The following is a 13848-nucleotide window of genomic DNA, read 5'->3' as shown; positions in this document are numbered from 1 at the left end:
ATACGGTAATGCAAGTAATTCTTTTAGATAAAATCGTTCACCTCGGTAACGTAGGTGATCAAGTTAACGTTAAACCGGGTTATGCTCGTAACTTCTTAATTCCTCAAGGAAAAGCAGTTATGGCAACCAAAGCTAACGTTGAACATTTTGAAGCGCGCCGCGCTGAATTAGAAGCCAAAGTTGCAGAAGAACTTGCTGCGGCACAGGCTCGTGCGGCTCAGTTGACTGAACTGGCAAGCGTCACTATCGCGTCTAAAGCGGGTGAAGAAGGTCGTTTATTCGGTTCAATCACTACACGCGATGTAGCTGAAGCCGTGACTGCGGCAGGTGTTGAAGTTGCAAAAAGTGAAGTTCGTCTGTCAACCGGTCCTATTCGTACAACCGGCGATCACGAAGTACGCTTCCAGCTTCACGGTGAAGTATTCGCAACATTAAACGTTGTTGTTGTCGGCGAATAATCCCCCGCGCTGTTGATAAAACCCGGTCTTTCACCGGGTTTTTGTTTCTTCCATGAGACAAAATTCTTTCCTTGCTTTCCCCTGTCCGGGGTGTCAAACTTACACTACTCTATTCCACACAAGGGAATTGCTATGGCTCGCAAAACAACTAAAAAAACCACCGCACTTAATGATCCGAACTATCAGCAGGAACGGGAAAAATACGCAAATCCGATCCCCAGCCGAGAATTTATCTTGAGCATTATCCGCGAACATAATGCCCCAATGTCACGCGAAGAAATTCAAACGGCACTGGATATCCACAATGACGCGCAACAGGAAGGTATGCGCCGACGTTTACGGGCGATGGAAAATGACGGTCAGCTGGTATTTACCAAACGTAGCCGCTACGCCCTGCCGGAAAAACTTGATTTGCTCAAAGGCGTGGTCGTCGGTCATCGCGACGGCTATGGTTTTTTGCAGGTGGAGGGCGCGAAATCCGACTGGTTTATTCCCAACACACAAATGCAACGTGTACTGCACGGTGATTACGTGCTGGCACAACCGAACGGGTTTGATCGCAAAGGTCGGCCGGAAGTACGCATTGTGCGGGTGCTGGAAAATCGTAAGAAACAACTGGTCGGTCGCTTTTTTGTGGAAGAAGGAATCGGCTATGTGGTTCCTGACGACAGCCGCATCAACCGCGATATTTTAATTCCCGATGAGCACCGCAAAGGTGCCAGAATGGGGCAAGTTGTGGTTGTCGAGCTGAAACCGCGCACCGCTTCGTTCAATCGACCGGTAGGTATGATTACGGAAGTGTTGGGTGATAATATGGCAAAGGGAATGGAAACCGAAATTGCCATTCGCAATCATGATATTCCCCATGTATTCCCAAGTGCGGTCGAAAAACAGGCAAAAAAATTCAGTGAAGACGTGCCGCAGGAAGCCAAGCAGGATCGCATAGATTTGCGCCATTTGCCATTGGTTACCATCGATGGCGAAGATGCGCGCGATTTTGACGATGCCGTATACTGCGAGCCAAAACGCGGCGGCGGTTGGACATTGTGGGTCGCCATTGCCGACGTCAGCTACTATGTCCGCCCGCGCACTGCGCTGGATACGGAGGCCTATAACCGCGGCAATTCGGTGTATTTTCCGAATCGCGTAGTGCCGATGCTGCCGGAAATTTTGTCGAACGGCTTATGTTCGCTGAATCCCCAGGTTGACCGCCTTTGTATGGTGTGCGAATTGACGCTGTCCGCTAAAGGGAAAATCACTGATTATCGCTTCTACGAAGCGGTAATGAATTCCCATGCCCGTCTTACTTATACCAAAGTGGCGCGCATTCTGGAAGGCGATGAAACGCTGTGTCAGCGTTATCAAACACTAGTGGCACATTTGCAGGCGCTACACGCTATGTATCAGGCATTGATTAACGCTCGTCATCAGCGCGGCGCCATTGATTTTGAAACCGTTGAAAGCAAATTTGTGTTTAATGCTATGGGGCGCATTGAACGTATTGAACCGGCAGTACGCAACGACGCGCACAAAATCATTGAAGAATGTATGATTCTTGCCAACATTGCGGCGGCAAACTTTATGCAACGCCACGATGAACCGGCACTTTACCGCATCCATGCCGGTCCGAGCGAAGAAAAACTGCTCGCATTCCGAAGTTTCTTAAATGAATGCGGTTTAAGCCTAGGCGGCGATAAAAAACCGACGACCGCAGATTATGCCGCCTTATTGGATACCGTGCGGGAACGCCCAGATCACGAACTGATTCAAACCATGCTGCTGCGTTCGCTCAGTCAGGCGGTGTACGATCCCGACAATATCGGTCATTTCGGCTTGGCGCTGGAAGAATATGCCCATTTCACCTCGCCGATTCGCCGCTATCCGGATTTAACCCTGCATCGCGCAATCAAATATCTGCTTGCCAAACAGCAAGGCTCAAAGCGTAAAACCACCAATGGCGGCGGTTACCATTATTCCGTCGATGAAATGGATATTCTGGGTGAACATTGTTCAATGACCGAACGCCGCGCCGATGACGCCACCCGCGAAGTGGCGGATTGGCTGAAATGCGAATATATGCAAGACCATGTGGGCGAGGTATTTGATGGCGTAATTTCCTCAGTCACCGGCTTCGGATTCTTCGTTCGGCTGGATGATTTATTTATCGACGGACTGGTGCATATTTCCAGCTTAGATAATGATTATTATCAGTTTGATTTGGGAAAACAACAACTTATCGGCGAAAACAGCGGTATGCTTTATCGTTTGGGCGACCGCGTCAGCATTCGCGTCGAAGCCGTCAGTCTGGAACAGCGGCAGGTGGATTTCTCACTGGTTGCTAGCGCGCGCAAACCACTGCGTGCCGGTAAAACTGCAAGAGATAACGCCAAGAAAAATCTGCGTTATGCAGAAAGTATTAAAAAACAAAAAAGCAAGGCAAAGCCGGCGCAAAAAAGCACGAAAAAAGCCAATACCAAGAAAAAAGTGCGGTGAAAAAATTAAGTGTTTCCGGCAGAAAATAATCTTTGCGAGCACCCAAAAACCGCGGGCGGCATTCATTACCGCCCGTCAGATGACAAGCAAATTATTGAATCTCAACTGACAGTCAAAGGAAAATATGTCTGAAAATATCTATGGCATTCATGCCGTTAACGCCTTCCTCGCCACTGCGCCCGAGCGTTTGATCGAGGTGTACGTTCTTAAAGGTAGAGCGGATAAACGCTTGCAACCGGTACTTGACGCACTTCAGCAGCTTGGTATCGCAGTGCAGTTTCTCAACCGCGACACGTTGGATAAAAAAGCCGGTGGCGAAGTGCATCAAGGTATTATCGCCCGCGTACAGACAGCAAAAGAGCTGAATGAAACCGATCTCGACAGCCTGTTGCAGCACACCACGACACCGTTATTGTTAGTGTTGGACGGCGTTACCGATCCGCATAATTTAGGCGCCTGTTTGCGCACGGCGGATGCGGCAGGCGTGTGCGCCGTCATCGTACCAAAAGACAAATCGGCTCAGCTGACCGCCACCGCGCGCAAAGTTGCCTGCGGCGCAGCGGAAGTTGTGCCGCTGATTCGCGTCACCAACCTTGCCCGTACATTGCGGGATTTGCAGCAAAAACACAATATTTGGGTGGTCGGCACGGCAGGCGAAGCAAGCGAAACGCTTTATCAAAGCAAACTGAACGGCGCACTGGCGCTGGTGATGGGAGCTGAGGGCGAGGGTATGCGCCGTTTAACCCGCGAAACCTGCGATCAGCTAATCAGCATCCCGATGGCGGGCTCGGTTTCATCGCTCAATGTTTCCGTCGCCACCGGCGTTTGCTTGTTTGAAATTGTCAGACAACGACTCAACACATAATCCCTGTACAGCCGGGCGGCAAATGCGTTGCCGTCCGTTTTTCTTTCCCTGATTTTGGATAACCCCTTTATCAATCACAATGTTATTGTTAAAATTCGCAGCAATTTAATGCTATCTATTCAGGATTTAATATGTTAAGAAAATGTATATTAGCCGTTATGCTTTGTGCTGTTATCGGCTGTTCGTGGCATACCCAACCGGATACGATGCCGGGCGAGTTCGCCAATGCTGACTACCTGCTTTCCGATGACGACGCGCAACGCTGGGTTGCCGCCAGCCATCAGGCGGAACAATGTGTTTACCCGAATTTAACTCGTATCCAGCAGGAACATTTCTCCAAAGAAGACGCCTATATTCACTCGCAATATGTCTTCTTTTATCCGTTAGAGCGAATCATCGGTGCCGACTATGTCAAGATGATTCAGACAGATGCAAAATCCATGGGTTATGCGCAGTATCAATATAAAAAATTCAAAGATACCGAATTCGAACCGCTCGCAGGCGCGCAATGTGCGGTACTGCGCCAGAAGGCCCGTGATGATCTCGCGGTGGTAAAAGGGCAGTATAAAAGCGGCATGGTGGAAGAAACCAACAGCGATGGCAGCAAAAACACCGACGGCGTCGCCACCAACCAGAACAAATTCTTCTTTGACATTATCAAATGGGGCTCGGCATTGTTGCTGTAAATCGGAAAACATGCCCTATTGCAACAACTGCTGCCACAAACCTAAAAACCGCTAAGCCTTGCGCCGCAATGTTGCACTACTGCCACGGCATACGCGTAAAAACGCATAAAAAAACGACCGCACTTTTTGCCTATCAATAATAGATTTAAAGTGCGGTCGGATTTTCGCTGTTTTTTCTTGTTGAGTCAGGTTGAAGCAATACCGTTGCGGTTACCATATTCAAGATTTTGTTTAATTATAGCAATAAGCGCTTTAACTGTATCAAACTGTTGAGAGAAAAACGTTCCGTGTTCAACCACCCAAAAAAGCACTCTATTAAGTCACCCAGCATCATCGCCAACGCAAATCCAAGATAAATGGAAAGAAAGAAGAAAAGCGAAATGAAACAGGGTTATCTAAAATCATTCCCGTAGGTTATTTTATGTAACATTTTAATCTAACGGTAAGCTTGAATTTCCGTACATTATCGTGTTAAATCACACCTAGTTAGATAGATTTTACACAGGTCAGAAATATTATGTGCCAACTACTCGGAATGAACTGTAATACCCCGACAGATATCGTTTTCTCCTTTGAGGGATTTCGCCGTCGGGCGGGGTTGACGGACTGCCACTCGGACGGTTTCGGCATTGCCTTTTTCGAAGGCAAAGGGGTGCGGATTTTCCGCGATAATCATCCCGGTCATTCCTCGCCGATCGCCGATTGCGTTAAGCAGTACAACATTAAATCCTTAAACGTTATCGCTCACATTCGCAAAGCAACGCAGGGTGAAGTCAATATTGAAAATACGCATCCGTTTATCCGCGAGATTTGGGGAGAAAACTGGGTGTTCGCGCATAACGGCAACCTCACCAGCCTGCCAGATATGTCGGAAAGTTTCTGCCAACCAATCGGTTCCACTGATTCGGAAACCGCATTTTGCTATATGGCAGAACAGTTGAAAAACCGTTTCCGCAAAAAACCGACCGAAAAAGAAATCTTCACCGCGATCCGTGAAATTACCGAAGATCTTTCTTCGCGCGGAACTTTTAACTTTATTTTGTCCAACGGCGAATGGATGATCGCCCATTGCTCGACCAATTTGCATTATCTCACCCGCAAAGCGCCTTTCGGTACGGCGCAGCGGATTGATGACGATAGCATCATTGATTTTCGGGATTATGCCAAAGATGGCGATCAGATTACGATTATCGCGACTTTCCCGATTACTAAAAATGAAGTCTGGACCAAAATGGAACACGGCGGTTTCGCCTTTTTTAAAGACGGCGAAAAAGTCTATGAAATACTCGGAACACCGAAAGAAGCCATTGACGACGGCACTTTAGGCAATCGTAAAGCGGCATAAAAACGGCAGGATACAGCGCAAGTTATTGCGCTGTCATATTATCTTTATTCCTTTTCTTTATATCATTTATTCATGCCATTTAGCATTACAATGTTAAAATTCGGTAAATAACGAACCATTCTTTAACCAACTTTAAAATAAAAATGCGATCGTTTTCACAAATCAGGCATCTTTATTTGAAATATTTCTCCAATCAACATATTATTCCGCACCGAAAATCGGCATATTTGTCAATATGTCGTTTTAGACTGGAAATAAAACATAAAAAACCAAAATAAATACAAAATATGGGGATGTATATGGTTAATAATTCTTCCGTTAAATGGAACAAATTTGATTTGCTTTGGGCGTTAAATTTATTCGGTACCGCCGTCGGCGCCGGCGTGCTGTTTTTACCGATTAACGCTGGGATGGGTGGCTTCTGGCCGTTAGTCGTAATGGCAATATTGGTCGGACCGATGACCTATTTTGCGCACCGAGCGCTGTCACGTTTCGTCTTATCCTCTTCCATCGAAGGCAGCGACATTACCGAAGTGGTTGAAGAGCATTTCGGTAAAAATGCTGGCAAGCTGATCACGTTACTGTATTTCTTCGCCATTTTCCCTATTCTGCTGATTTACGGCAACGGTATCACCAATACAGTAGACTCCTTTATTGTGAACCAAATGGGCTTAGCTTCACCGAATCGCGTGATCTTATCTTTTGTGCTTATCGCATCATTAATTTCGGTGATGTTGATGGGCGAAAAAATCATGCTGAAAATCACCGAATTTCTGGTGTATCCGCTGGTGCTGATTTTATTTGTGCTGTCCATTTATCTGATTCCCGAATGGAATACCTCAATGCTGCACGAAATGCCAACTGCACAAGGATTTATTACTACATTATGGATCACCATTCCGGTGTTGGTTTTCTCTTTTAACCATTCGCCGGCAATTTCTTCATTTTCGCAATCACAGCAGCGCCAATATCAGGACAGAGCGTTAACCGAAAAACATGCGGCGCATACGTTAAAAGGCACTGCGACGATTCTGTTATTTTTTGTGATGTTCTTTGTGTTCAGCTGCGTACTGACGCTAACCCCGGAAGAACTGGCATTAGCCAAATTGCAAAATATCAGCATTCTCTCTTTTCTGGCTAACAAATTTGAAAATCCTTATATTTCTTATTTAGGACCATTGGTGGCGTTTTTAGCGATTACCAGTTCTTTCTTCGGACATTATTTGGGGGCTAAAGAAGGATTGGAAGGTCTTTTCGTTAAAATGACCGACAACCACCGCATTAATCGTAAAAAACTCAATTATATGACCGCACTTTTCTTCTTGATAACCCTGTGGGGCGTGGCGATCATGAATCCGAGCATTCTGGGCTTAATCGAATCCTTCGGCGGTCCGATTATTGCGGCAATCCTGTTTATTATGCCGATGTATGCCATTCGTAAAATTCCGGCAATGCAACGCTATCAAGGGCAGCTCAGCAACGTTTTTGTAACGGTCATGGGTATTATCGCTATTTCCGCGGTAATATATGGCTTATTCTAGAAATTAATGTAAAATAACGCGCTTTTTTATCATAATAAAATAACCGGCCCTTTATCGCAAAGGGCCCTTACATTAGTAGGCACAAAATGATTAGCGTTTTTGACATCTTTAAAATAGGTATCGGCCCTTCCAGTTCTCACACCGTCGGGCCGATGAAAGCCGGCAAACAGTTTATCGACGATCTGCTCGAACAAGGTTTGCTTGACCGTGTCAGTCAAATCAAAGTTGATGTTTACGGTTCGCTATCAATGACCGGTCTGGGGCATAACACGGATATTGCGATTATTATGGGGCTGGCGGGCTACCTGCCGCATGATGTGGATATTGATCTGATTCCGTCATTCATTGCTGAGGTAAAACGCACCGCACTTTTACCGCTGGCGCAAGGCAAAAAAACTGCGCAATTTAATTATGAACAGGATATGACATTCCACCAAACCTTTTTACCGCTGCATGAAAACGGCATGACGCTGACGGCGTTAGCCGGAACGGAGTTGCTCTACAAACAGACCTATTATTCTATCGGCGGCGGTTTTATTGTTGATGAAGCACATTTTAATCAACAAAGCGAGGATCAGGCTGAAGTGCCTTATCCTTATCACAGCGCCGCGGATATCCTGCGCCATTGCAGCGAAAACGGGCTGACCTTATCCAGCGTTATGCTGCAAAACGAGATCGCGCTGCACGGCAAAGCCGCCCTAAGCGAGCACTTGCAATCGGTCTGGGCAACCATGCGCGCCTGTATCGAACATGGTATCAACACAGAGGGCATTTTGCCGGGACCGTTAAAAGTCGCACGCCGTGCCGCCACGCTGTATCGCATTCTGCAAGCCAATAACGGGCTGTCTAATGATCCGATGAAAATCATTGATTGGGTGAATATGTTCGCCTTAGCGGTAAACGAGGAAAATGCCGCTGGCGGGCGAGTCGTCACCGCACCGACAAACGGCGCCTGCGGCATTGTTCCCGCCGTATTGGCCTATTATGAGAAATTTATCTCGCCGCTAACGCCGGAAATTATTGAGCGTTACTTACTCGCCTGCGGCATGATCGGTTCGCTGTATAAAATGAACGCGTCCATTTCCGGTGCCGAAGTCGGCTGTCAGGGCGAAGTGGGCGTCGCCTGTTCCATGGCGGCAGCAGGATTAGCTGAAATCATGGGTGGCAGTCCGGAACAGGTGTGCACCGCGGCGGAAATTGCCATGGAACACAATCTGGGATTAACCTGCGATCCGGTCGGCGGACAGGTACAAGTGCCCTGCATCGAACGCAACGCCATCGCTTCAGTCAAGGCGATTAATGCCAGCCGTATGGCGCTGCGCCGCACGACCATCCCGCGCGTTACGCTGGACAAAGTGATCGAAACCATGTACGAAACCGGCAAGGATATGAACGCCAAATACCGAGAAACCTCTCAAGGAGGACTCGCCATTAAAGTGGTCTGCTCATAAACCAATATAGCCCCATACCAACCATGGGGCTATATTTTACAGTGATTGGCAAATGCCTATTCAAACTCTAATTCCACCGCACTTTCGCCAAGCATTTCCACCAACTCGGCCAACAATTCATCAGTGGGATTAATCGACCATTGCACACCGAAACGCAGCAACGCTCTGCCCTGCGGGCTTTGATAATAAATATGAATCGGCAACGTCCCGCCGCTGTAAGGAATAATCAGTTGCTTGAATTTTTTGATAAATGGCGCCGTAATCTGTTCCTGTGACAAGCTCAACGCTAAGCTCTTAGCATAACGACTGCGGGCTTCATCCAACGTCATCAGCTCACGAACCGACATTTTCAGCCCTTGTGAAAAATCATCAAAACTCACCTGCCCGGAAACAATCACCACCGTATCTTTCTGCAATTTATCGCCGAAACGTTCCAATGCCTCGGCGAACAAGGTAATGTCTAAACGCCCCGAACGGTCGTCCAGCGTCGCAATTCCCAAACGGTTGCCCTTTTTAGTCACGGCAAAACGAGAATTGACAATTAAACCGCTGGCGGTGCTGATCTGACCGCGATAATTCGGCACCAGATCTTTCAGACGGGTTGAACTGTAATGGGACAATTCTTTTAGATAACGGCTAATCGGATGGCTGCTCAAATACAAGCCGAGCGTTTCCCGTTCGCCATCCAGAATTTGCTTTTCGCTCCAGCGCGGTGTATTGGCGTACGCGGTTTCCACATCTTCCGGGCTTTCGGTCAGAACACCGAACATATCCGCCTGTCCGATGGCTTCATCTTTAGCATGTTGATCAGAGGCGCGCAGGGCATCTTCCAGATTTTTGGACAATGCGGCACGGTGCGGTCCCAGTTTATCGAAAGCTCCCGACATAATCAGGCTTTCAAAGGTGCGACGGTTAATTTTCTTCAAATCCACCCGCGCGCAAAGATCAAATAAATCTTTAAAAATGCCGCCTTTGTTGCGAGCTTCCACTAACGCTTCAATCGGACCTTCGCCTACACCCTTGATCGCGCCGATACCGTACACGATTTCCCCGTTGTCATTCACACTGAAATGATGTTTACCGGTATTAATATCCGGCGCTACCACCGTCAGCCCCATACGCAGACATTCATCATAAAAACCAACGATTTTATCGGTATTATCCATTTCCGAGGTCATTACCGCCGCCATAAATTCCGCCGGATAATGGGCTTTCAGCCACAGCGTTTGATAAGACACCAGCGCATACGCGGCGGAATGGGATTTATTAAAACCGTAACCGGCAAATTTTTCCACCAAATCGAAAATTTTCATTGCCAGCTCGCCGTCAACTCCATTTTTAATCGCCCCCTCTTTAAAAACGGAACGCTGCTTAGCCATTTCCTCCGGTTTTTTCTTCCCCATCGCACGACGCAACAAATCCGCACCGCCCAGCGTATAACCCGCCAGCACTTGTGCAATCTGCATGACCTGCTCTTGATACAGAATAATACCGTAGGTCGGTTCCAAAATCGGTTGCAAAGAAATATGCTGATATTCCGCATCGGGATAGGAAATTTCTTCTTCGCCATGTTTGCGTCGAATAAAATTATCCACCATGCCCGATTGCAACGGACCGGGACGGAACAACGCCACCAAGGCGATAATATCTTCAAAACAGTCCGGTTTCAGACGTTTAATCAAATCTTTCATACCGCGCGATTCAAGCTGAAATACCGCGGTCGTTTCCGAATTCAGCAACAGATTAAAAGAGGCAGGATCATCCAGCGGAATACGGTTAATATCCACCGGCGGCTTGCCCTCTTTCGCTTGCCGAGCGTTGATCATATCCAGCGCCCATTTAATAATGGTCAAGGTGCGCAGCCCGAGAAAGTCAAATTTTACCAGCCCAGCATATTCCACATCGTTTTTATCGAAATGAGTCACCGGATGTTTGCCTTCGCTGTCGCAATATAAAGGTGAAAAATCGGTAATCAGGGTCGGCGAGATCACCACGCCGCCCGCATGCTTACCGGCATTGCGCGTGACGCCCTCAAGTTTGCGCGCCATATCGATCAGCGCCTTGACTTCTTCATCCGCTTCATAAATTTCCGGCAGCCGCGGTTCCGCTTCAAACGCTTTCGCCAACGTCATTCCGGGATCTGGCGGCACCAGTTTGGAAATTCTGTCGACAAAGCCATATGGATGTCCGAGCACTCGTCCCACATCGCGGATCACCGCTTTTGCCGCCATGGTACCGAAAGTGATAATCTGTGATACCGCACCGCGCCCATAAGTGTCCGCCACATGTTCAATGACGCGGTCACGCCCGTCCATACAGAAATCCACATCAAAGTCCGGCATGGAAACCCGCTCCGGATTCAGGAAACGCTCGAACAGCAAATCAAATTCCAGCGGATCCAAATCAGTGATTTTTAACGCATAAGCCACCAGCGACCCTGCCCCCGAACCACGCCCCGGTCCGACCGGAATGCCATTGTCTTTCGACCATTGGATAAACTCCATTACGATCAAAAAATAACCGGGAAAGCCCATTTGGTTGATAACATCCAGCTCAATCTGTAAACGCTGGTCATATTCTGCCCGGCGCTGCGCGCGCACTTGCTCGTCGGGGAACAAAAATTTCAGTCGTTCTTCCAGTCCGTCGCGGGATTTTTTAATCAGATACTCTTCGGTGCTTAACTCGCCGGTCGGAAACTGCGGTAAGAAATATTCGCCCAGACGAATCGTGACATTACAGCGCTGTGCAATCAGCACACTGTTTTCCAATGCGGAGGGAATATCGGCAAATAACTCGCACATTTCCTGCTCCGAGCGAAAATACTGTTGTTCGCTGTATAATTGCGGTCGTTTCGGATCATCAAGGGTGAAGCTGTCATGAATAGCCACTCGGATTTCATGAGCTTCGAAATCTTCCTGTGCTAAAAAACACACGTCATTGGTCGCCACCACCGGCAAATTCGCCCGCTCCGCCAGCGCTACCGCCGCCTGGATATAACGTTCTTCCTCGGCTCGCCCGGTGCGGGTCAGAGTTAAATAAAAATGCTCGGGAAAATATTGTTGATAAAAACCGACCGCACTTGCCAGCTCATCGGCGGCTTCTTTCAGCAGCTTTTTGCCCACATCACCGTTGCGCCCGCCGGAAAGAATAATAATCCCCTCCCGATGTTCAATCAGCCACTGCTGATCGATATAAGGCAAATCGGTGTAACCGCGTTCGTAGGCTTTAGACAGCAACAATGTGATATTATGATAGCCGGTATTATTTTTCGCCAGCAGCGTCAGCTCAAAATGTTCGTCGCCCATTAATTCGCTGTTTACCAGCACATCGGCGCCCACAATAGGTTTGATACCGCTCGATAAGGCTTCGCCGTAAAACCGAACCAGACCGCAGAAATTGGTAAAATCCGTCAGCGCCATCGCCACCATATGATGCTGCGCACAGGCTTTGACCAAAGGCTTGACTTTGGCAATGCCGTTAATCATGGAAAAATCACTGTGAACGCGCAGATGCACAAAACGGGGGTGCGACATAAAAAATCCTTAATTCGATGCGGAAAGTGCGGTCTATTTTAGCGGGATTTTACGCTCAGTCAAAGGGATAAAAAGCGCGCTCGCGCCTGTGCTTATCCGCCTTGTGTCGCAATAGCCTGCGCACAAACATAAGCGGAACTCCACGCCCATTGGAAATTATATCCGCCCAGCCAGCCGGTGACATCCAGCACTTCGCCGATAAAATACAGTCCGCCGATTTTGCCGCTTTCCATGGTTTTCGACGAGACCTCCGCGCAATCCACACCGCCCATGGTCACCTCCGCGGTGCGATAACCTTCGGTACCGTTGGGCTGCAACTGCCAGCGATGGATCAAATTCACCAGATTTTCCGACCGCACTTTGCTTAACTGTGCCACCGCTTCATCCTGAAACATGCCGTGTTGCAGCCAGAGTTCCACCAGCTTAGTCGGCAGCAGACGGGATAATGCGGTTTTCAGCTGCATTTTTGCCGAAGACGTGCGCAATGTTTGCAAATATTGCGCAATATTCTGGGTCGGCAGCAAATCAATAAGCAGGCGCTGTCCCGGCTGCCAGTAGTTAGAAATTTGCAAAATCGCTGGACCAGAAACACCACGATGGGTAAACAACAGATTATTGCTGAAAGACTGACCGGATTCGGCGGTTACCGTCACCGGCAGCGCAATGCCAGCAAGTGCGGTGTAAAATTTGTCGCTTTCCCGCCAGGTAAACGGCACCAGAGAGGCGCGCGGCGCGATAACGTTTAAGCCGAACTGTTCGGCAATCCGATAACCGAACGGTGTAGCGCCCAGCCCCGGCATCGACAGACCGCCGCTGGCAATCACTAACTGACGACAACGCCATTGTTGCCCGTTAGCTTGCAGCCTGAAACGTGCCGAATGATCGTCGGCAAGTACGTCAACCTCTTCAATCTGCTGGCGCAGCCGAATATCCGCGCCATATTTCGCACATTCTTGCGCCAGCATGCTGACAATATCCTGCGCTCCGTTATCGCAAAACAGCTGCCCTAATTCTTTTTCGTGATAAGGAATGCCGTAATCCTGTAGCATGGCGATAAAATCCCATTGGGTAAAACGCGCCAGCGCCGATTTGACGAAATGCGGATTGCGCGACAGATAATGCTGCGGCGTTACCTCAAGATTGGTGAAATTACAAAAGCCGCCGCCGGACATTAAAATCTTGCGCCCGATTTTTTTGCCGTTATCAAGCAGCGTCACCTGTTTTCCCCGTTTTGCCAGCTGCCCGGTACAAAACAACCCTGCGGCGCCAGCACCGATAATCAGCGTGTCGGAAAAATATGTGCTCATAAACTCGTCCGTATAACAGAAAAATGCGGCGGGATTGTAACAAGATCCGCGGACTTTGCCTACCGGCAAATATCGCGCACAGAATGATAAAAAAGCGGACGCCAACTGCCGCCCGCCGTTATAGAAAGCGAAAAGTGCGGTGCTTTTTTGGGTATTTTTGTCAACGGGT

Annotated in this window: 9 protein-coding genes; 7 read left to right on the top strand and 2 right to left on the bottom strand. The window is 48.4% G+C overall.

What is annotated here, in order from left to right:
• Window positions 1-8 precede the first annotated feature (8 nt).
• From rplI to BN3349_RS00575, 7 genes are all read left to right on the top strand, one after another.
• Window positions 9-458: a 50S ribosomal protein L9 gene (rplI, locus tag BN3349_RS00605; RefSeq protein WP_040975382.1), complete on the top strand. Its 450-nt coding sequence runs from the start codon at window positions 9-11 to the stop codon at window positions 456-458.
• 132 nt (window positions 459-590) lie between these two features.
• Window positions 591-2951 (top strand): ribonuclease R, encoded by a 2361-nt coding sequence (gene rnr / locus BN3349_RS00600; RefSeq protein WP_040975381.1) that lies wholly within the window; start codon window positions 591-593, stop codon window positions 2949-2951.
• Between the two features lie 124 nt (window positions 2952-3075).
• On the top strand, window positions 3076-3816 hold the full coding sequence (gene rlmB / locus BN3349_RS00595; protein ID WP_040975380.1) for a 23S rRNA (guanosine(2251)-2'-O)-methyltransferase RlmB: 741 nt from the start codon (window positions 3076-3078) through the stop codon (window positions 3814-3816).
• Window positions 3817-3947: 131 nt separating this feature from the next.
• Window positions 3948-4502, top strand: a complete 555-nt coding sequence (locus BN3349_RS00590) for a DUF5358 domain-containing protein (RefSeq protein ID WP_040975379.1) — start codon at window positions 3948-3950, stop codon at window positions 4500-4502.
• A gap of 517 nt (window positions 4503-5019) precedes the next feature.
• Window positions 5020-5847, top strand: a complete 828-nt coding sequence (locus tag BN3349_RS00585; protein ID WP_040975378.1) for a class II glutamine amidotransferase — start codon at window positions 5020-5022, stop codon at window positions 5845-5847.
• 299 nt (window positions 5848-6146) lie between these two features.
• Entirely contained in the window at window positions 6147-7388 is a 1242-nt protein-coding gene (locus tag BN3349_RS00580; RefSeq protein WP_040975377.1) for a serine/threonine transporter, read from the top strand.
• Window positions 7389-7474: 86 nt separating this feature from the next.
• Window positions 7475-8839 carry an L-serine ammonia-lyase gene (locus tag BN3349_RS00575; protein ID WP_040975376.1) on the top strand — a complete coding sequence of 455 codons (1365 nt, stop codon included), beginning with the start codon at window positions 7475-7477 and terminating at the stop codon, window positions 8837-8839.
• 56 nt (window positions 8840-8895) lie between these two features.
• Here the strand turns inward: BN3349_RS00575 and dnaE are convergent, their stop codons facing one another.
• Both dnaE and BN3349_RS00565 read right to left on the bottom strand, forming a co-directional pair.
• Entirely contained in the window at window positions 8896-12372 is a 3477-nt protein-coding gene (gene dnaE / locus BN3349_RS00570; protein WP_040975375.1) for a DNA polymerase III subunit alpha, read from the bottom strand.
• A 92-nt stretch (window positions 12373-12464) separates the two neighbouring features.
• Window positions 12465-13679, bottom strand: coding sequence for a BaiN/RdsA family NAD(P)/FAD-dependent oxidoreductase (locus BN3349_RS00565; protein ID WP_040975374.1), 1215 nt, complete (start codon window positions 13677-13679; stop codon window positions 12465-12467).
• Between the last annotated feature and the right edge of the window lie 169 nt (window positions 13680-13848).

The sequence above is a fragment of the Necropsobacter massiliensis genome (assembly GCF_000827595.2).
GTDB classification, from domain to species: Bacteria; Pseudomonadota; Gammaproteobacteria; order Enterobacterales; family Pasteurellaceae; genus Necropsobacter; species Necropsobacter massiliensis.
The sequence above is the reverse complement of the archived record's forward strand: the minus strand, read 5'-3'. Positions and strand labels throughout refer to the sequence as shown.